Source organism: Flavobacterium sp. 21.1 (assembly GCF_057801535.1).
On record NZ_JBYNXA010000001.1, the window covers coordinates 406,653 to 427,397 of the forward strand.

The 20,745-nt window shown below is 35.0% G+C and carries 22 protein-coding genes; 20 read left to right on the forward strand and 2 right to left on the reverse strand.

The window, feature by feature from the left end; translation table 11 throughout:
* Positions 1–214: 214 nt before the first annotated feature.
* The 12 genes from AC3E9U_RS01805 (at position 215) to AC3E9U_RS01860 (ending at position 10,868) form a co-directional block, all read left to right on the forward strand.
* Complete coding sequence (locus AC3E9U_RS01805; RefSeq protein WP_488745190.1) at positions 215–958, forward strand: hypothetical protein; 744 nt, start codon at positions 215–217, stop codon at positions 956–958.
* A gap of 194 nt (positions 959–1,152) precedes the next feature.
* Positions 1,153–2,142, forward strand: coding sequence for an ATP-dependent nuclease (locus AC3E9U_RS01810; RefSeq protein WP_488745191.1), 990 nt, complete (start codon positions 1,153–1,155; stop codon positions 2,140–2,142).
* Between the two features lie 135 nt (positions 2,143–2,277).
* Positions 2,278–2,919, forward strand: coding sequence for a hypothetical protein (locus AC3E9U_RS01815; RefSeq protein WP_488745192.1), 642 nt, complete (start codon positions 2,278–2,280; stop codon positions 2,917–2,919).
* Between the two features lie 471 nt (positions 2,920–3,390).
* Entirely contained in the window at positions 3,391–3,690 is a 300-nt protein-coding gene (locus AC3E9U_RS01820) for a hypothetical protein (RefSeq protein ID WP_488745193.1), read from the forward strand.
* Positions 3,691–3,760: 70 nt separating this feature from the next.
* On the forward strand, positions 3,761–4,732 hold the full coding sequence (locus tag AC3E9U_RS01825; RefSeq protein ID WP_488745194.1) for a hypothetical protein: 972 nt from the start codon (positions 3,761–3,763) through the stop codon (positions 4,730–4,732).
* A 262-nt stretch (positions 4,733–4,994) separates the two neighbouring features.
* On the forward strand, positions 4,995–5,609 hold the full coding sequence (locus AC3E9U_RS01830) for a hypothetical protein (RefSeq protein WP_488745195.1): 615 nt from the start codon (positions 4,995–4,997) through the stop codon (positions 5,607–5,609).
* Positions 5,610–5,762: 153 nt separating this feature from the next.
* Positions 5,763–6,197 carry a hypothetical protein gene (locus AC3E9U_RS01835; protein WP_488745196.1) on the forward strand — a complete coding sequence of 145 codons (435 nt, stop codon included), beginning with the start codon at positions 5,763–5,765 and terminating at the stop codon, positions 6,195–6,197.
* 173 nt (positions 6,198–6,370) lie between these two features.
* On the forward strand, positions 6,371–7,168 hold the full coding sequence (locus tag AC3E9U_RS01840) for a hypothetical protein (protein WP_488745197.1): 798 nt from the start codon (positions 6,371–6,373) through the stop codon (positions 7,166–7,168).
* 158 nt (positions 7,169–7,326) lie between these two features.
* Positions 7,327–8,226 (forward strand): hypothetical protein, encoded by a 900-nt coding sequence (locus AC3E9U_RS01845; RefSeq protein ID WP_488745198.1) that lies wholly within the window; start codon positions 7,327–7,329, stop codon positions 8,224–8,226.
* 152 nt (positions 8,227–8,378) lie between these two features.
* Positions 8,379–8,792, forward strand: a complete 414-nt coding sequence (locus AC3E9U_RS01850; protein ID WP_488745199.1) for a hypothetical protein — start codon at positions 8,379–8,381, stop codon at positions 8,790–8,792.
* A gap of 105 nt (positions 8,793–8,897) precedes the next feature.
* The gene (locus AC3E9U_RS01855; RefSeq protein ID WP_488745200.1) at positions 8,898–10,262 is read left to right on the forward strand and encodes a tetratricopeptide repeat protein; all 1,365 of its coding nucleotides are present in this window, start codon (positions 8,898–8,900) and stop codon (positions 10,260–10,262) included.
* A gap of 78 nt (positions 10,263–10,340) precedes the next feature.
* On the forward strand, positions 10,341–10,868 hold the full coding sequence (locus AC3E9U_RS01860; RefSeq protein WP_488745201.1) for a hypothetical protein: 528 nt from the start codon (positions 10,341–10,343) through the stop codon (positions 10,866–10,868).
* A gap of 110 nt (positions 10,869–10,978) precedes the next feature.
* Here the strand turns inward: AC3E9U_RS01860 and AC3E9U_RS01865 are convergent, their stop codons facing one another.
* Entirely contained in the window at positions 10,979–11,497 is a 519-nt protein-coding gene (locus tag AC3E9U_RS01865; RefSeq protein ID WP_488745202.1) for a SixA phosphatase family protein, read from the reverse strand.
* Positions 11,498–11,714: 217 nt separating this feature from the next.
* On the opposite strand from AC3E9U_RS01865, the gene AC3E9U_RS01870 reads away from it, so the two are divergent.
* Positions 11,715–12,161 carry a hypothetical protein gene (locus AC3E9U_RS01870; RefSeq protein ID WP_488745203.1) on the forward strand — a complete coding sequence of 149 codons (447 nt, stop codon included), beginning with the start codon at positions 11,715–11,717 and terminating at the stop codon, positions 12,159–12,161.
* Positions 12,162–12,274: 113 nt separating this feature from the next.
* Here the strand turns inward: AC3E9U_RS01870 and hmpA are convergent, their stop codons facing one another.
* On the reverse strand, positions 12,275–13,483 hold the full coding sequence (gene hmpA / locus AC3E9U_RS01875; protein WP_488745204.1) for an NO-inducible flavohemoprotein: 1,209 nt from the start codon (positions 13,481–13,483) through the stop codon (positions 12,275–12,277).
* 258 nt (positions 13,484–13,741) lie between these two features.
* Here hmpA and AC3E9U_RS01880 point away from each other — a divergent pair, with 258 nt between their 5' ends.
* From AC3E9U_RS01880 to AC3E9U_RS01910, 7 genes are all read left to right on the forward strand, one after another.
* Entirely contained in the window at positions 13,742–13,999 is a 258-nt protein-coding gene (locus AC3E9U_RS01880) for a hypothetical protein (RefSeq protein WP_488745205.1), read from the forward strand.
* A 56-nt stretch (positions 14,000–14,055) separates the two neighbouring features.
* The gene (locus AC3E9U_RS01885) at positions 14,056–16,032 is read left to right on the forward strand and encodes a WG repeat-containing protein (protein ID WP_488745206.1); all 1,977 of its coding nucleotides are present in this window, start codon (positions 14,056–14,058) and stop codon (positions 16,030–16,032) included.
* Between the two features lie 355 nt (positions 16,033–16,387).
* Complete coding sequence (locus tag AC3E9U_RS01890) at positions 16,388–17,236, forward strand: hypothetical protein (protein WP_488745207.1); 849 nt, start codon at positions 16,388–16,390, stop codon at positions 17,234–17,236.
* 258 nt (positions 17,237–17,494) lie between these two features.
* Positions 17,495–17,896, forward strand: a complete 402-nt coding sequence (locus tag AC3E9U_RS01895) for a hypothetical protein (RefSeq protein WP_488745208.1) — start codon at positions 17,495–17,497, stop codon at positions 17,894–17,896.
* Positions 17,897–18,030: 134 nt separating this feature from the next.
* On the forward strand, positions 18,031–19,101 hold the full coding sequence (locus tag AC3E9U_RS01900) for a ligand-binding sensor domain-containing protein (protein WP_488745209.1): 1,071 nt from the start codon (positions 18,031–18,033) through the stop codon (positions 19,099–19,101).
* A 121-nt stretch (positions 19,102–19,222) separates the two neighbouring features.
* Positions 19,223–19,876 carry a class I SAM-dependent methyltransferase gene (locus AC3E9U_RS01905; RefSeq protein WP_488745210.1) on the forward strand — a complete coding sequence of 218 codons (654 nt, stop codon included), beginning with the start codon at positions 19,223–19,225 and terminating at the stop codon, positions 19,874–19,876.
* Positions 19,877–20,018: 142 nt separating this feature from the next.
* Complete coding sequence (locus tag AC3E9U_RS01910; RefSeq protein WP_488745211.1) at positions 20,019–20,609, forward strand: HD domain-containing protein; 591 nt, start codon at positions 20,019–20,021, stop codon at positions 20,607–20,609.
* Positions 20,610–20,745: the final 136 nt, after the last annotated feature.

Here is a 20,745-nt window from a genome sequence, read left to right on the forward strand (position 1 = left end):
TTACTTTTACATTCTGTATATACGAAGTATCCGTGCTATATCCGTGCTATATCCGTGCTATATCCGTGCTATATCCGTGCTATATCCGTGCTATATCCGTGCTATATCCGTGCTATATCCGTGCTATATCCGTGCTATATCCGTGCTATATATTTGTCATAGGTATTGAGTAACTATGGCATATCTATTGCTAATACTCTGAGAAAACATAACTATGGGAAAATTAAAAGGGATCGTGCAACTCACAGGGAATCTGGATGGGCTTTCTTTTTATGAACTGAACGGGAAGATCGTAGTGAGAAAAACAGGAGGTTTTAACGGTGAAAAAATAAAGAAAGAGGCCAACTATGAACGAACCCGGGAAAACAGTTCGGAGTTTGCGCAATGTGCCCGAGCCGGAAAATATTTCAGGGACAGTATTGCGAAGTATCTTAAACCTTTGCGGCTCACTTTTGGGCACAATGCCGTGTTGCAATTGTTTCAGGAGATCAGTAAACTGGATGCGGTAAGTGAACGCGGTAAGCGTACCGTTAGCAATGGTTTGAGTACTGCGGAAGCTAAGAAGCTTGTAACCCAATTTGAGTTTGATAAAACGGCTCCTTTTAGCCGTGTTTTTCCTTTTAAATTTGCGATGGATTGGGAACAGGAGCGATTAGTGGTACAACAATTTATTGCGAATGGCCTTACCCAGCCCAGTAGTGCTACGCATGTAGCGGTGACTTATTTTACGTTGGGTTTGGATTTTGAGCAACAAACCCGCCCCATCCTACAGGAAAGCCCCGAAATGCTCTTCGATTTGAATACCCCTGCCACTACTCCAACCGACTTACTATTGCCTTGCACCATCCCTGACGGCCCTACTGTTTTTGGGTTGCTTAGTGTTTGCTTTTTTCAGGAGGTTAATGGGGAGATGAATCGGCTTGTTGGGGGCGCCTTGAAGATTGTAGGGTGTTCATAAAAAGTCTATAAAAATCCTACAATTGTTGATAACTTAAATTGGGTTTTCTTGTTGGGTTTTGTAGCTTAGCGGGGTGTATACGTCAACATTATTTTAATGTGTTTTTAAGGCTTTTGTTTTTGGAATGTAATTAAACTTTGTTATGTATGTATTTATTCGTTAGGCACAAGTTAAAAAAACAGAACTAAAAAAAAATGAAATATAAAATACTTGAATTTAGCATAAAAAATTACAGATCAATTTCAAGTTTAAAAATAAATCCAACAGAGGATCATTTTTTGACAATATGTGGTTCAAATAATGTTGGAAAAACAAATTTCTTAAGAGCTCTAAATCTGTTTTTCAATCCAATTTTAGAAAATTTTGACCCAAATAATGATATCCCTTATCATATTGCTGAAGGTTCAAGGGGACAAGGATATTCTACAAACTTAAGAGGCAAAATAAAAGAAATTGAAAGTGGAGTAATTTATACTATCAGTCAAGAATTCACAGAAAAATTAGGCCAAAAAGAAATAATTTTAAAAGGGAAGAAAGGGAATGACAATATAACAGAAAAAGAAATTAGAACATTTTTAGAGAAAAATTTTAAATTGTTTTTTGTAGAAGCCAGTAATGTCAATATTCCGAAACTAGTTTCTGAAATCGTTAATGAAGAAATTCTTCCGCTAGGATTAGATCAAAGAAGAGGACAAGATCAAAAAAATTCATTAGAAAAACTTGATGAATTTATTACTCAATCAAAAAAGGCAGTTGGTAAAATTGAAAATCAATTAACTAAAATTTTTAAAAATTTATTGGAAAATGTTGATTCTATTGATTCAAATGATTGGAAATTAAAAATTAAATTTCCAGAATATTTGTATCTACGAGAAGCAATATCTAATATGATAGAATTTACACTTTATGATACAAATGAAAGAAAATTAGAAACTAAAGGAAGTGGTATTCAGCGTACAATTTTACTTTCTTTAATTCAATATGTCAATTCAAGAACAAAAAAAGATGTTATTTGGGCTATAGATGAGCCAGAAGCTTTTCTTCAAGCAGGTTTGCAAAAAAGTTTATATTCAAATTTATTAACTGAATCAAAAAACAATCAAATAATAATAACTACGCATTCACATTTCTTTATCAATGTTGATAATTTAGAAAACACATTTTTATTTGAAGGTTCAAAATAATTAAAAGAATATACACGAAAAAAAGGATTACTTTTTTATAAGCTAAATACAGAAATTTATAATGGATCAACTTTCGAAAAAGCTCAACGTATAAAAGAAAATTTTGGAATCGGAAGAAATGATTCATGGGAAATTATGCCTTACAATATTTTAGTTGAAGGACAAGAAGACAAAGATTTATTTATCAGTTTGATGAAAAAATTTCAAATTCCTGTTCCAAATATTTTAGTTGCTGGCGGTGTCGATAAATATCCAGGATTTCTTCAATTTGTAAGCGATTATTGTTCCGAATTAGAATATAAGCCAAAAATTTTAGCAATATTTGATAAGGATGGCGCTGGAAGGAGTCAATACAATTCCTTAAAGACAAAATCGATTAAAAATATTGAACTAAAATGTGAATATATAATTAGATATGATAATATAGCACATGATGGTATTGAACTTGAGGATCTAGTATATCCTGAATTAATTTATAAAGCCGTAAATAAATTATTAAGAAAAGAAAAATATTCTCAAATCAGAATGGCTGACAAAAAGAAAAGAACTTTGTTAGCATACGACCGAAAACCTATATTAGACTTTCTAACAGAAATTTGTAGATCAAATAATGAGAATTTGAGAGAAATTGATTTCAATAATTTATCAATGAAATTATTTTTATCAAGAACTATTTGTGATGAAATAAGTAAAATAGACCTTAGTAGTTATGATAAAGAATTCCCCGAAGTGAAAAAATTCATGGAAAAGATAACCTGTGTCCAACAGCGGTTTTAAGAAATTGGGGTTTTGGTGTTTAATGGAATGGTCTTTTTGTATATTTGGCTTCGAGATAAAGCAAACTAAAGTAATTAAAGCCCCCGACTTCTTACACCTGGCGGGAAGATAGCTGTCATTTAAATGAACATTACACCTACATTCGAAAATAGACAAATTGCAATTGAAAAAACACTTTTTGTTGAGTCATTAACTTCTAAGCTCATCAAACATATGATGGGTTTAGATTTACACGGGAATACAAAAACGCTAGACAATAAATCTTCATCGATAAGCTTACGTGCTAAGATTGATTTGCTTATGGATTGTGGTTAAATTGACAAACAGACTTACACCAATTTATTACATATAATTAGTATAAGAAATCAATTTGCACACAATTTTGAATGCAACAATTTTGAAGATTTACCTAAATTTATTGATGGTATTGATAAGCCGCTGCTTAAGTATTGTCCAAACTTAAATATTTCAATGGAAGAAAATTTAAAAACAGGATTTCTTAATATGTTGGATCAAGCTTTTAAATTTCTTTTAAATGAATTCAAAGGCGTTACAAAAGAATATCAAATTGATGCAGCGAAAGTAAAAATACGTGTGGAAGAGAATGAAGAAAAATTATTAGATCAATACGGAATCGAAGGACCGAGAAATAGGGCAATTGTTCTAAATAAAATAAGACAACATTTCAACGAAGAGGGAAGAGAAGAATTGAATTTGAAAATACATAATGAGCTTCTCAAATTTAAAAGGGAAAATCCTAATCCGCAATAAACCGCATCAGTAATAAAACCCCACCACTCCCTAAAACGGGCATACATACAAATAATATAAGTTGAATTGAATGAAAAACACTGGAAAAGACTTAGAATTACTGATTAATATGATTCAAAAAAGTATTGAACCTGATGCAGTAGTTCAACACAATGTTCATTTACCTGTAATTAGTTCGGCATCTGGCCGAACACGACAATGTGATATTGTTATTGAAAGTGGTCCTAAACACAGAAAAACAATAACAATTATAGAAGTCCAAGACAGAACTTCTCAAGTTGACATTAACACTTTTAACGGTTGGCTAGCTAAACTAGATGAAGTTGGAGCTCAACACTTAGTATGTGTTTCAAGACAAGAGTTTCCCGAAAGTATAAAGGAAAAAGCTATTAGCCAAGGTAATAAAGTAAAATTAATCAACATTAGAGATGTAAATCCTATCGACATTCCTTTAACTTTCAGTAAAACCGTTTTAAAATATTATAATTATCAACTTGAAGGGGATATTTCACCAAGGATTACTATTTCAAAGAATGAAGCGATTTCATTAGGTATCGATGAGTCACTTGATAATTTTATAAAAGAAAAAACTACTAATAAAGACTCTTTAATAGATTCTTTAATATTTTCTGTCAATAAAAAGGATTTAAAAAGTCTCTACACATTATGCAGAGATTCTCATGAGGATTTAAATTTTGAGGGATTTGGAAATAGCTCGATAGAATTTGATATGAAAAATGGAGAACCTTTGTTTTTAGTTGTTGACGAAATATTCATGCCTATAAGTTTTAAATTAGACTTTAATTGGAAAAATGAAATTATTGAATATCCAGTTTCGATTTTATCATATGAGCAGCAATCCGATGGTAGCTTAGCTTGGATATTTGAAGGGAAACATAACACACCTGGTGGATATATTTCTTTTAAAATGCCTATAATAAAAAAAGATAATAATTACGAAATCTCTGGAGTACTTCTCGATATGGATAGTAATAATGAATTTTCTATTCATATAATTAATGAAAGGGAATTAGAAAAATAAATTGCTATGGATAATAGCGATTTTAATAAATGATGGGTCGAGAAAGTCTGAGAATATTAGCGGTATTACCCCCCGCTAGCGCGAGCATCTTGCTCGTGCCCACAAAGAACTATATTACCCGATAGCGCGGTTTTTTTGCTGTTGATTGCGGTCACGGATTCCTTTGGCTATCGCTTTGCTCGAGTGCAAATCCGCACTATCGTGGAATCTCCTAAATTTAAATTTAAAGAATAATGCCAGCCGCTACCAGCAGTCACCAAGTATGAAACCACTGAACTACGTATTAATCGCTATAATTGTACTTACATCATGTTCCAAAAGAGAGCAAGAAAAGTTCAATATACACCTTCCTCACTACTCAAGTAAAATTGAAATTAACAGGCTGTATGATTTTGATACTTTACTAAGTTGGGATAGGCTTAACGATAACGTAATGAGCCATCGGAAATATTACAGAATTCAAAATTCAAGGTTAGGCATAATGATGGAAAAAGGCATGGCTTCTAAGATAAAGGAACCAGAATATTACGATCAAATGACTATTAAAACGCCCAGGACGCTAACCAACAGGTTTCCAAACAGAAATATAAAAGAATGGTTAACTGAAACTAAAGAAGTCTTCCTAGCTGAGAATCCAGGTGATAAAATATTTAAATTTGACTCACTAACTATAGATAATAATAAATTTGGGGTTCTTGGTGTTAAAACCATGTGGTTTGGCACTAAAGTTATCTATATGACTAACATCAACGATGAATCTATTGAATTTGAATTTTTCTCTAATATTCACGCACCTAATAAGTACTATTCGATGTCTTTAGAGATGATGAAAACGATTAAAATAATACCAACTGCTAACCGCGGTTTTAAGCAATAACGGAGCTTGGTGCATAATTGGAGTAGCTATTGCTTGCCCTCCCTATTTTTTCAACTTTTTCTTTTAATCATTTCGGTATATTTGTGAACATCAGTGACCAAAAACCGCTACTGCATAAAGCCTTCGCAAGGTTGTAACAAAACTTAAAGTAAAATGAATCGACTACTTCTAATACTATTTATTTTCTGTGCTGCCTGTAAACATACGGACGATAGAAAACTGCTTTATAAACAACTTGAGAACTATAATGCAGATTTGAAGATGACAATTAAAAATCAGGATATCTATTTATCTCAAAAATATAATAATGACGCGTATTTTAAGCACAGATTTGATAGTCTGAACAAGGTTAAAATTGCGTTTGAAAAGGAATTTGAAATCGTAAGGTATCGTGATAAAAATAAAGCTTTACTGCTTCGCGATAATTTTAATACGGATAATGATTTAAGATTGGAATTAAACCCAACTAGTTCTTATGAAAATATTCCTGATAGTACGTTCAATGATCTAATAGAAAACGATGTATTAAGGCTAAAAAAAGAATTCCAAAACAGATGGTTATTTATTCACACTGACAAATTTGAATAGCTATGGCATACAGCAGCGGTTTTAAGAAATGGCTGGCTTCGGTTCATAATGGAACGAACCGGAGTAAATCTAACTTTTCGATATATTTGTAGGCACCAGTAATAAAAAACCTCGCCTGATACAAAGCTAGCGGGATCATGAACCATTTTAAACAACACGACAAAAATACAAACATGAATAATAAAGCATTAGTTAAATTGAGTAACGTAATAGGAATTACTTCAATAATCCTGTTAGTCTATTGGGTGTTTATTTTTATTTCGATAACGGTATTTGGACTAAAGGTTTTTAGAGAAAACTTGACTGAAACATTTTATTTAAGCGTGGTTGGCATATTAGCGTTAATGTTAGGCGCTTTAATTATAAATGTAATGTTCAACTTAACACGAATTGCTGAAAAACATAATCAAGACGATATAAATAATACCAAAAAAACTTCTAAGAAATTAGGCCTACTGTTCGGATTAAGTTTTCCTTTAATTTTTGTACTTCTATATGGTGGTGATTACTTGACTTCAAGCAAAAAAGAGAAGATGTTAATATCATCCGCAAAATCAATAATTGAAGCTAACATTGAAAAATCAAATAAGCTTGTTAGTTATTCATTTAACGAAAAATGGATTACTGAAACAAGTGACATACTTGACATTTATTCGAAAACTGACAAAAATTTTCCATATGTATCTGTTATTGTTGCAGATAGCATAGACCAATCAAAAGTTTTTTTAGGTTTTAGGGATTACTACAAAGGGATTAATGATACTATTCTTCCGCCAAAAAAAGATTTTATTCAAGAAACGTCAAAAGATGACAGAGAATATTTAAAGAAAGTCTTTTATAAAAACTTAAATGAAATTCGATTTAGTGCAAATGATGGCCGATACGAATTATTTTATCCATATTTCAAGGAAGGAAAGAAAATAGTTTTATACTTTTCTGATTACCAACGATATGGAAAAATTGGAAGTTAAGAGTAAAAGAAAAATGGCATACAGCAGCAGTTTTAAGAAATTAAGGGTTGAGTGTTTAATGGAACGAGCTTTTTGTATATTTGACTTCAGTCTTAATAGAATACCCTCAACTTCTTAAAGCCGACGGGACGTTAGCAGCCATTAAAAATAAACGAAAAATGAAAAAAACAATCTTAACCCTTTTAGGTATCTTTTTGACAGGAATATCATTTGGACAAGCCAACAACAACGAAAAACTTATTGAACTTGCAAAAATTTACAAGGACTTTATGTTTCGTAATGAACCTACAAAAGATATTTTGAAAGACTTAAAAACCAATGTCCCTGAAAATTTAAAAGTAGCTAATGATTTCATTGCACAAACAATCACAACAAAAAACAAATTACTTTCTCAACCATTTATCTCGAGACCTGATAACATTACGTTAAAGCAGATTTACATAATCAGAGAGCTAAATTTAAATCTTAGGGAAGAGAATCAAATTGACAACAATAAGCTAATTGATAGTTTAACAACGAAAGATGTTCCTGTTTATGAATTAGTTGACAACTATTATGGAATGCTATTTACATCCGTTGGAAATAAAAATCAACCTTTTGATTTGTCAAGAATAGACCTTAAGGTTAAAGATTATAATCTGAAAGATGATACTGAAAAAGGAATTTTATTTTTGCGTTGTATGAGCCTTTGTGGAACTTCAATTTGGGGTTATATAAATGTAGCAAAACCAGCAAATACACAAAAAGCATTTGACTATATAAAAAAATATCCAAAATTCAATGGTCGCCCCTATTATCAATACAATGATTTTTATTTCACAGACTTTGAAATGAATATCATTAAAGACAAGGGAATGCAAAGTTACAAAGGCTATTATTTAGATAAATACTATGAAACTCTCTTATATCATCTTCTTTGCTTAAATAAAGAAAATGGAACTGAAGAAGAAAAAAACGATCTATTATTGGGTTCGATACTAAAAGAAAGAAATCTTTACAAATACACCAAACATAAAGATCTTCTGGAAGATATTTTCAAAGAACAAAAGAAAGATTAAAGGCTGATAACAGCGGTTTTGTGCAAGTTAGGTTTGCCTGTTTTGTGGAACAATCTTTTTGTATATTCAAGTCTTAATGGAAAGGTTTGGGGATTAAAATATCCGCCTGACCCAAAACCATAGGGACGTTAGCTTTTATATAGTACCTCTTAATGATGATGGATTTTATTTTAAAAATATGGATTTGGATTACTTTCGTTAGAAATAAGGAAACATTACCTGCAGAATCAAAAATAATTAATCCTAAAGTGGAATATGAAACGATGTACGGAGCATTTATTTGGGAAGACGAAGGGTTATGGGAACTTAGAAATCATCACCTGCAAGATGCTTTTAAATATGTCATTAACCATAGAATGAAATTAATTGTGGGACCCGACAGTGATGTGGGCGTTATGCGCTCTAAAAGTTTTGACAAAAGGATTTTTGAAATGGCAAAAAAACATTTCCCCAACTGGATTGGATTTGAAAAGACGAGATGTTCATACAATTCTGAGCTTGCAGATAGAATACTTAGGATTAAAAAAGTCGAAAATTGGAGATTTCAAAAACTGTTGAATGATTAATAATAAAAAATACAAAAGCTAAACGGTTTAAAACAATAGCTAATATTCGCCTGAAACAAAGACGATGGGACAATAGTTGCAAATTTTAAAGACAAAATACATACGGTGAATACATTACGACTAAGGGCATTTATTTTCTTCTTATGCTGCTTGACAAGTTTCGGGCAGACTGCCAATAAATACAAGGAAATTGACGCATTAATCAAGACAAACTCTATGATTGACGCAATGACTGCCGTTAAAAAATTAAAAGAAAACCATCAAAAGGACACCCTTAGTTCAGAATATTGGGTCAGGTATTCCAAAGCATCCTATATTTTTTATAAGTATGAAGAAGCAAAATCAAGTATAGACAAAGCCATTAAATTGAATCCTAAAAAGGCTGCCTATTATTATGAAAAGGGATTGCTTCATAATAGAATAGGAGAATTAGACCCTTCTTTGTCAGCATTAGAAAAAGCGGTTTCGATTGACCCTGCAGGAGAATATTTTTATTGGAAAGGAATTGTAAACCAGCAATTAAAAAATTTTGCAACCGCAGAAAGTGATTACGAAAAGGCTCTGGCGAATAAATTTGAAGCACCTGAGCTATATAACAACCTGGCAATTCTTTTAGCAGAAAACGGAAACTATGAGAGGGCCTTACAGATGATAAATAAAGCTATAGTGCTCAACGATAAATATCCGCAAGCCTATTCCGCAAGGTCTAAAATAAATTGTTCCCTCCTGAATATAGATGCTGCCTGTATTGACAAAGAAACCGCCATAAAAATGGGCAACTATAATGTTTTGGAAATTCCCGATTCAATATGCAAAGGAACGACTACTCAAAAACTACATTTCGGCGCCGATTTGTTGGCGGCAAGTAAATCTTATAAACGGGCTATTGCTGCGTATTCCAAATTAATCGAAAGCAATGGTTCAATATCCGATTGCTTTTTAAATCGGGGTTATTGCTATTTTCAACTTAAAGACTTTGAAAAGGCAGAAAGTGATTATCTCAAAGCATTAACTCTTGCTAATCCTACTCTGGATCTGCTTTATGATAATCTAAGCTTATTGTATTACCACCAGAATAATTTTCAAAAGGCCATAGAATATTCAACAAAACGAATTGAATTAAATCCTAAAAATCATGTTCCCTATATAGACAGGGGACTTTGTTACAGGAAATTAAAAAAATACAAAGAGGCCGAAAAGGACTTTAATAAATCGTTAGAAATAAAACCGGACTTTTTCAGAGCCTTTGGTTATCGGTCATTTTTATTTTTAGAACTGGGACAATATCAAAAATCGTTTGAAGACGCTTCTAAATCACTCGAAATAAATCCGAAGTATGGTTATGGTTATCTTGTTTTGGCGCAAGCAAAACAAAAACTTGGATATACGGACTTCTGCGCAGATTTGTATAACGCCAAAAAATACGGAGAACCGGAAGCTGACATCGGAATTAAAGAATTTTGTAAGTAGAAATCTGTAACTAATTATAAGGTCCTTCAAACATTTGAATAACAATTAACAATACAATAACATCAACAATACAAAACCATGAAAAAACACTTACTATCCCTCCTTTTCGTACTGTTTCTTACCCACTCCGCATTTTCTCAGGAAACAGAAAACCTGAAAATTGTCTGGCCGGAAGAATATAAATGGAAGGTCGGCTCCAACCAGGAAGACGGGCAAATACATATGATCGAATTAATTCCGGAAAAGGAATCACTTGAGAAATGGACCCTGATGGGCAATATGATGTTCATAAAAGGCGGGCAGAACCTTCCGGTGGAAAATGTCATGAATATGATCTATGCGAAAGCCAAAGAAAATTCCGATAATGCTAAGTTTACTGTTGTTGAAAAAAGTCCGGGTGATGCGAAAAATCCGTGGATCCTGTTTAAGATTGAGGCGGCTTCATTTCACGATGACAAAAATCCTGAATCACAACTTTATTATATTACCACCGGAAAAACAGCTTTGTATTCCAATTTCATTGCTGTAAAAGAAGCGAAACTTAAAGATAAATTCGTTGAGAAATGGGTAAAGGTTTTTAAGGCCAGTGAGTTTGTTTATCAATAGTAATATTTGCTTTTTAGCGCTTTGAAAAAGAGAATTGCGCATTACCTGAATGACAATGTTGATAGGAATCTTTTCCCGATTTTAGTGTGTTTTGAAAGAATTACCTGCCATCAATTATGCACTGTCATTACATGCGAAACCACGCCATCCATAATAGTGATCTTATACAAATTACCAAATTCTGTTTCCGCCATGTTCGGATAAATGGCCGCTCCTAAATAGGCATTGATCAATGGCGGAATGGTATTGCTGTGCCCTACTATAAATACATTTTTTCCTTTATGGTTTATTACCACGTCCGCCAGTGAAAAATTTGCGGGATCGTACAGTATCACTTCTTTTTCGTTAGCGGTTGCAGTGGGTTGTATGGTCTGAAGTGTTCTGTTATAATTAGTGCTGTAAAAGGCATCGAACGGCACATCCTGTAAAAGGGCAGCCCAGTTGTTTGCCCGTATCAAACCAGCAGCGGACAGATTCGTATTGGCACTGGAATCTTCTTTTTCAGCGTGGCGGATCAAATAGATAACTGTTTTAACGGGTTGCGACTGAACCTGCTGTGGATCATTGTCTGCAGAGCAACCCAACGTAGTTAACAACACTATTAATATAAGACACATTTTGTTTTTCATACTTATCAGGTAAAGGTTTGAGACAGTAGACGTTACTTAAGTTGTTTTGTTACATTTTAATTTTATTTTTTGGTGCCGAATTAAAAGACTTACTATTGATTTACTTCTTGTAATTTGGATTTATTCTTTGTAACTTTTTGTTACATTTGTCAGAACCGTCACTTACCATGTCGGCGAAAAAATAAATACCACTTTTAAAAACCAACGAAACCACATTATGAAAACACTATGCACTTTCATGTTTCTGCTAATTTTTAGTTTTACTAATGCCCAAATTGTGGAAACTTCTGCTTCTCCGGAAAAAATTACCGTTATTGGCGGTTTTACCAACGGTCAAAATTCACATGCTGCACTAAAATCGGAAATGGTTGACGGAACGAAAGTATATACCTTGGAGTACGGACTGTCGGGCACAAAAAACAATAAAATAAATTTTAAGGAAACGGGTAATGATTTAGAGGAACTGTATAAACTTTTTAATTCCTTTTTTACCAAAGAAAATAAAGCAAATAAAAATTACAAGAAGACTTTTAAATTAGGAGATGAAGATGTTACATGCACAAGTTTTCAGGGACCTCCATTTCAAATCTACTTTAAGACGAGTAAGGGAGAATTTTACATGTCCCAACAACAACTACTCAAATTGTTTGGAAAGAAAGTATAACGACCCGGCAACTGGGTTGTGATTTAAATAAGGAAGAGCAGCTATCTGCTCTTCCTTTATTTTTGCTCCTTTCGGGAGACATAAAAAAAACACAAATTACCAAACCACTGGTATTAATTCAAATTTATAACGCTTGGACCAAACTCCTCATAAAAGATATTTTCTTTATTTACACTGAGGTCAATCAAAGCGTTGTACTGCTTTTTAATAAACAGTTCCGGGCCACAAATATAGAAGTTGGCATCCTCCAGTAAAATGGCTTCTTTACATTTTTCCAGATCTACCTGGCCCGCAATTACCTGATTGCTGCTGTTATCAAAATCAGCAACCGAATCATAAAACGTATAGGTTTCTAACGGCAGATCATTTTTGAGCTGCTCCACTGCGGTTTGAAAGGCATGTACCGAATGATTACGGCATCCGTGAATCCAGACATTCTTGTTCTGCCCGCGATTGGCTTTATTGGTTTCCAGCATACTCAGCATTGGTGTCAGTCCGATACCACCGCTAATCAATACCAACGGCTTTCTATCATCCTGCTGCAAATGGAATAAACCTGCGGGCGCTGAAAGCATTACGGTATCCCCTATGTTTTTACCATGAAGTGTTTGTGAAACCATCCCGGACGGATTGCCTTCCATACCCGCTTCTTTTTTCACCGAAATGCGATAAAATTCCGGATCAAACGCGCTGGACAAACTGTATTGTCTTGGTTGTAACAGATCCAGTTCCGGTACATATACCTGTACGCTCACAAACTGGCCTGCTTTGTAGCCGGCGATTGGCTGACCGTCTTCCGGATACAGGTAGAATGATTTTACTTCTTCCGATTCGGTAACGATATTTCTGATGACAAATTTACGCCAGCCGTTCCAGGCCCCAGGTTTTGCATCGTTTTCCGCATACATTTCTTTTTCAATGGAAATCATGATCGCAGCGAGTTCATTGTAAGCTTCAGTCCATGCATCCAGTATTTCAGGAGTAGCTCCTTCACCTACTACTTCGGCAATCGAATGGATAAGATGGTTTCCCACAATCTGGTAGTGCTCCGGTTGTATGTTTAAACTTCGGTGTTTGGTTCCCATGCTTTTCAGTGCACCTACCAATACACTTGGGTTATCAATATGCTCCGCATAAGCCAATACTGCATTGGCCAAAGCTGTTTTCTGTCTTCCGTTGGCTTGATTTCCCATGTTAAAAACATTCTTCAATTCGGGATTATGGGTAAACATACGGTTATAAAAATGAGCAGTCAGTACTTCTCCACCCGCTTGCAAAATGGGAATTGTCGCTTTAATAAGTTCTTTTTGTTCTGTAGTCATTTGTTAATTTATTTCTATTGTCCCACAAAATTAGCTGTCGCTTAACCTTATAATTATGACTCAAATCATAAAGGGAAATTTTAAACCGATTCAGAAAGAAATGCACGGATATTCTAACTATGCGCTTTAGAGGACTTTATCAAATCGGACTATAGTTTCATACCTCTGTTCTGCTTTTTTAGCTTTATTCTGCAACGGTTTTTGATATATTTGTAGGAATCAATAAAGACATCCATAATCGCCAAAACTTTTTAAACAATGACTATTTTACGGAAACTTCTGGGCATAATTTTAATGATTGTAGGTATTATTCTGGCTCTGGGTAGTATAATGTCAGTAATTAATACGTTGGCGGAAGCTCCTAAAGAATCCGGCCCTGAAAAAGCAGGATATATTTTTGGGGTTATACTCTTTATAGCGCTTATGAGCTGGCTGATCTATTTCCTTATAAAAAAAGGGCGGCAATTAACGAAGGACAAACCTAAAAACCTGATCGAAGAAATCGGTCAGTCTTAATACATTATATCGGCAATTTTATAAAATCGGTTCCAATCGTAAATAACAGTGCAAAAATGAAATTACTTTTTAAAATTTTCTTACTTACAATGCTTGTTTCTAAAGCTTTCGGACAGGATAAGGAAAACCTTTATTCTATTATGAAGGGAGACCGTTGGGGATATATTGATAAGACCGGTAAGATGGTTATCAAGCCTAAGTTTCTTGAAGCGTTAAAATTTTCGGAAGGACTTGCCGCGGTTCGGGTAAACGGAACTTATGGATACATTGACAAAACCGGAACTTTTGCGATTCCGCCAAAATATGATATTGCCTATGTTTTTAAGAACGGACTTGCAAAAGTTTATATTGACGGTAAACCTTTCATAATCGACAAAAAAGGAACGATTCTTTTCCAACATAACTATAAAGAAATGCAACCTTTTGGCAACAAATCATTTACGCAGGTAACAACAGAAACTGATAAACAAGGTCTGATCGACAAATCGGGTAAATTAATTGTGGATACTGTGTTTGCAAGAATTAATACCTTCACCAATGGCGTTGCCGTCGTAAGAGGGCTAAAGGATAATAAACATTCCGACGAAGACAGTGAAACTAAAATTTATGAGCAGGGAGTCATTGATTCCCTTGGCCATTGGATCGTAAACTATGGGAAATATCAGAGAATAGACAATTTTAAAAACGGTTATGCAGAAGTAGTGTTAATAGAAGACGATCCAAACGGAGACGATCAAGGATTTATTGATCTGAAAGGAAATCACAGATTCACGGTTCCGTCAAAAAAATGGACCATGGAGCACGGCAATGACACTTTCCATCAGGACATTGCCAGTATAAGCATTTATTCCGTTAATCGCGATACGATTAAAACATGGTCTTCTGATAAGCGCTATGATTTTGCAGGCGCAATTAATTCAAAAGGAGAACTACTGTTTTCAAATCGGGACTGGGATAAAATCACACCTTTTACGTTTAACAGGGCATTTGCACAAGTATATAAGGGAAAGTGGTTTTTAATTGACACGCAAGGCAAAACCGTCACCTCGCAATCGTTTGATCAAATTCTGTATGAAACGTACAACGGTGAACCGGAATACTTGTTCCAAAACGGAATAGCTTTTGTAAAAACCGCAAATGGATGGGGAGCAATAGATATAAACGGAAAATTTGTTATTGAACCCAATTATTTAAAAAACTGGGACCACGGACGCTTAATAAGAAGGGGAAACATTATTTTCATGCAGGAAGATATCAGTGTTCAAAGTGATGACTATTCGTACCGCTACGGATTTTGGAACACAACAAACAATCTAATTGTAAAACCACAATTTCATGATATTGAATTTGGTTTTAAGAACGATCTTATTTACGTGATGCAGGACGGAATCACGGGTTACATCGATCAATCGGGAAAACAGGTTTGGAAAAACGATGATAAAAACTCCTCAAAACAATTAAACATCGACTTTATGAACCGAGGTTATTATTATGCTGCATCAGAACGCAAAAAAGAACTTGAAGGATATGGCGGATGGGGCGGCTCGAATAACAGTTCTAAGAAAGTCAATTCTGCGGTATCTTTTTCTCCAAATACCTTACAGATCATCCTTAATCCCAAACAAAAAACCAAATGGGCCGATAAATATGATGGAATTAAACTGGTCGTGGCTAATACTTCTAAAGACTCTTTGTTTTTTGACGCTCAGGACAGTCGACTGTATCTAAATATTCAGGCACAGGATAAAAACGGTAAATGGAAAGATATTGAGTATTTACCAAGCAGCTGGTGTGGCAACAGTTATCATATCCTATTCCTGGCATCTAACGAATTATGGGAATTTGCAACGCCGGTTTATCAGGGAGAATTTAAGACGAAACTGCGTGCTAAGCTTGCTTACAAAAAAAATATAGAGCAGGAAGAACCGGATTACATTTACAGCAATGAAATTGAAGGTTTTGTAAATCCGGGGCAGTTTTGGTATCAGAGGGACTATTCCTCGCGTGGTTTGATGGATCCTTATAATAATTAGCGATTGCAGATGGCAAGGGAAAAGGGAGAAGGGAAAAGCAGAAGGCAGATTGCAGAAGGCAGAAGCAAGAAGCAAGAGGCAAGAAACAAGAGTCAAGAGAACAAGAATGACTGAGAATAATTATTTACTTTGTCACTGTGCCAGGTCTTTCGACTTTGAACTATAAAAAACAAAAAGCTGCAGCATAATTGTTGCGGCTTTTGTTTAATATCCTGTTTTGATGTGGGTTACAGATGCCTAACTAACGATGTAAATCCACACTATTGCTGCGTTTTTTTGGTATATTTGCGGCCATTATTAATAAAAAACATTTGCTAAAATCCATCCTGATTTTAGCAGCAAACTTACAGAAACAATGAATAAGCCATTACTTTTTATTTTCCTATTTTGTACAGCAACGTTTTCTTATGCGCAGGAAAGTATTATTTTTAAATCTAAGTTCAGTCCGAATAAAAAATACAAGACAGAACTGAAGACCGGGTCGCAGACGGAACTTGATTTTATTGCCGACAAAGAAACAACCGAGCAACTTAAAAGTAAAGGCATCGAATTACCTATCCAACTTCAAACTACAATGAATCTGTCGACCGACATATTCACCTACGACCTAAAAAAGAATGGTGAATTTCCGGCAAAAATGGTTTACAATAAAATGACTTCCTCCAATACCATAAAAGGAGAAACCACAACGCAGGAAATGCCCTATGCCGGAATGACGATTTTGGGTAAATATAGTGCAGACAATAAATTCAAAGTAGAGTCTATAACCGGGAACCAAATATCAGAAGAAATGAAAAAAACGCTGATAACAATGCTTGAGAATGTTCAGGAGCAAATAACGTTTCCAAAAAAACCAATGAAAATTGGCGATACTTTTAAAAGTGAGATCCCAATGTCTATTCCTATTCAAAACATGAAGCCTATACAGATCAAAGTAACTATCGAATATCTTTTAAAGCAAATTAACGGAAACGTTGCCTACTTCGATTTAAAGCAATCACTGGGATTGGACATGGAGCAAGAGCAGTTCAATATGACCGCTACAGGAACAGGAACCGGAATAGCCGAATATAATATCAAAGAACAATATTTAACAAAATTCACTTCTGACTTGCCAATGAACATGACAATGAAGATGGATGAAAAAATGACAATGAGAATGAAAATGAAGGTTACTTCGGAGCAAACCGTGACTATTGAATAAAATATAGTTTGGATTCTCCCGACTTTTAGCTATAAAACAAAAGCTATAACTGAAATGTTGTAGCTTTTTTTGGTTAAAAAAAGTGATCTGCCATTTTAACCGCAGAATCAATTCTGTACTAGTTACAACGACAATCACATCCCAGCCAGATGATGGAAATGAAATATGATTTTAAAAATCTAACCGAAAGCGAAAAAAAGAACTTATGCAATCTGGACATGCTTCGGGATTAACAATATAAAATTGGGGAATCACCCTATGAAAAACCTGTCTTTTTTACTTGTCTTTATTTTATTGGTCTCGTGCTCTGAAAAGAAAACGTCGGATTTAAATTTTGAAGATCAGGTACTGGAACTGACAATCAAAAACGCAAACGGGCAACGGATTGAATTTCGGGACTTGTATGACTCGCTAACCACCTCTATTCCAGAAGACAATAATGAAAAACTAATACTCGTTGATAAACTGGAAAAGAAAGGTTTTAAAGTTACCAACCGCGGGCACGGAAATTATCCGCCGCTCGGACCAAGAATTGTACTTGTTACCTTGAAAAAAGAAAATTGTGAATGTGATGTCGCTAAAATATACTACGCAACAGTTGCGGATACAACCTACAGAATGGCCGAAAATATCAGTTGTAAAAAAACAGGTTTACAGTAAGGGTTTCAACCAACGTCTAAAGCTTCACTTCTCACCGTTTTTCAGGTTTTCCTTTTAGTCTTTTTGATATATTTGTAAGTAGCAATGGTTACGCCCCGCCACTACTCCAAAGAGACATGTCAAAAATTATAATTATGGCACTGAACAAAATTGTACTTTTTAGCTTTTTAACTTTTTTTGCAACCTGTAGCGGACAAGTAACTACACTCGGGCCTCAAAACGCAACTATTTCCGCTCCCAGTCCGGCCGTTATTCGAAATTCCGACTTCAAGGGTATCTATCCCGACTTTGACACTACGCTGGTGGGCCAATATATTTTGAGCATTTTTCAGGATTCGAAGGGAAATTTATGGTTCGGAACCGGTGGCGAAGGGACTGTTCGGTATGATAAGAAATCGTTACGATATTATACCAAAGAAGATGGTTTTACTGGCATGAGTGTTTTTTCAATTACGGAAGATAAAAAAGGTGACATGTGGTTTGGCACGGAACAGGGACTTTTTAAATATGACGGGAAAACGTTCAAAAATTATAAAGAGATAAGTGGGCTGACTAATATAAAGATTGGCCGAAGAAGTATTCTGGAAGATAAGAACGGTACCCTTTGGGTAGGCACCGGAAGTGGCGTTTTCAGATATGATCCTGCTGCTGATACGAACAACGGAATGCCTTTTTCGCAATTTCCTTTGCTTCCTTCCACTGTAAAAGTTAAAGGGATAATGGAAGATAAAACAGGAAATATCTGGTTTTCTACAGAAGATAGCGGCGTCTATCGCTTTGACGGAAAAACGGTTTCAAATATTTCAGAAAAAGAAGGTCTGAGCAGTAACTATTCCGGGGGCATGTTACAAGATAACGACGGAAATTTTTGGTTTACACTGAAAGACAGTATCTGTCGGTATGACGGAAAAACCTTTATGTATCTCAAAACGCAGGAAAACGGAAGTGACGTTTGGGGTATTTATCAGGAAAGGTCGGGTATCATCTGGATTTCAGCCCGAGGCAGCATGACCAGATTCGATCCTTCTCTCAGCAGAAAAGATCCAAAAGCGTTTACTGTATTTAAAGAAAAAGACGGAATCAACTGTTGTATCCAAAGTATGTACCAGGACCAATCGGGAACCATGTGGTGGGGCGGCGGCTCCGGACTTTACCGGTTTGACGGCAATCGCTTTTATCAGGTAAAACAGAAAGGACCTTGGTAGTTTCAGGGGATGTAGACTTTTAGAAGCGCCACTGTTTCTTTACATGATTTATACAATTTTTCTTGCAGTATTTTTGGTACCTTTGAGATCCGAAGTCGAAAACATAAAACCCCAAAATAGTATGAACAACAACTTAAATTCAAACGACATCTGGACTGACCGATGGAACGACCGATACAGCAACGAAGAATTCGCCTATGGTGAAGAACCAAACAACTATTTAAAAGAACAATTGACCAAACTAACTCCCGGAACGGTTCTTTTTCCGGCCGAAGGAGAAGGACGAAATGCTGTTTTTGCAGCCCGACTGGGATGGAGAGTTTCAGCATTTGACATTAGTTCTGAAGGCAAAAGAAAAGCAGTAAAACTTGCCGAAAAAAACGGAGTCGTAATTGATTATCAGGTTGGTGAATTGGACACTTTAAATCTCGAAAAAAATCAGTTTGACGTAATTGCATTGATCTACGCACACTTCCCGGCCGATATCAAGTCGCCTATCCACAAGACACTGGATCACTACTTAAAAAATGACGGAATCATTATTTTCGAAGCCTTCAGCAAAAAACACCTTGATTATGTGACTGCGAATGAAAAAGTGGGTGGCCCGAAAGACATTGAAAGCTTATTCTCAATAGACGAAATAAAATCCGATTTCCCGAATTACGAAATTATAGAATTGGAAGAAAAGGAAATTGAGCTTAATGAAGGTCTTTTTCACAATGGCAAAGGCTCTGTGATACGATTTGTCGGCCAAAAGAAAGCAATCAGCAGCTAGCGGGATTACTACTTCCTCTTCTCTCCTATTTTCAGTTTTTCTTTTAGCTTTTCGGTATCTTTGTAAGGCTCTGAAACTAAAATCCGCCGCTTCAAAAAGTGGTGAAAGGTTATCAAAAATAATAGTGTAAAATGATACGAAAATGATACGAGAAGATTTATTGAAGCAAATTGAGTTTATCAAAGAAATCGATAAGATAAAATACATCCAAAGGCGGACCAAACTTTTCAACAGCGACCGCAACGAAAATGACGCGGAACACAGTTGGCATTTAGCGGTGATGGCCATGGTCCTAAGTGGATATTCTGATGCAAAAATTGATCTGCTGAAGGTCATAAAAATGTTGCTGATACACGATATTGTGGAAATTGACGTCGGCGACACTTTCATCTACGATCAAAATAAGAATCATACCAATACGGAGGAAGAACTGAAATCGGCCAAACGGATCTTCGGAATGTTGCCCGAGAAACAGGCTGCTGAATTTATTGAAATATGGACCGAATTTGAAGATGGTATTTCAGATGAAGCTAAATTTGCAAAATCAATGGACCGCCTTGAACCTCTTTTGCAAAATACTTCCAATAACGGCGGAACGTGGAAAGAATTCGGCGTAAAATATCAAACGGTCTACGATAAGAAAAAAGTAATAAAAAATGGTTCAACAGAACTATGGAATTATGCGGAAAAACTCCTGGATGATAGTGTAGAGAAAGGTATTTTAGAGAAATAATTTGCATTCAAAAACGAGAGGAAACTTTACCCAAATCATTTCATAATTGAACTATGTTGAACCGACTTTTAAATTTTTTCAAATCAACGCGTTCTTTGAAATCGGCAACATGAACCATCGCAGAAAGTCATTGTAA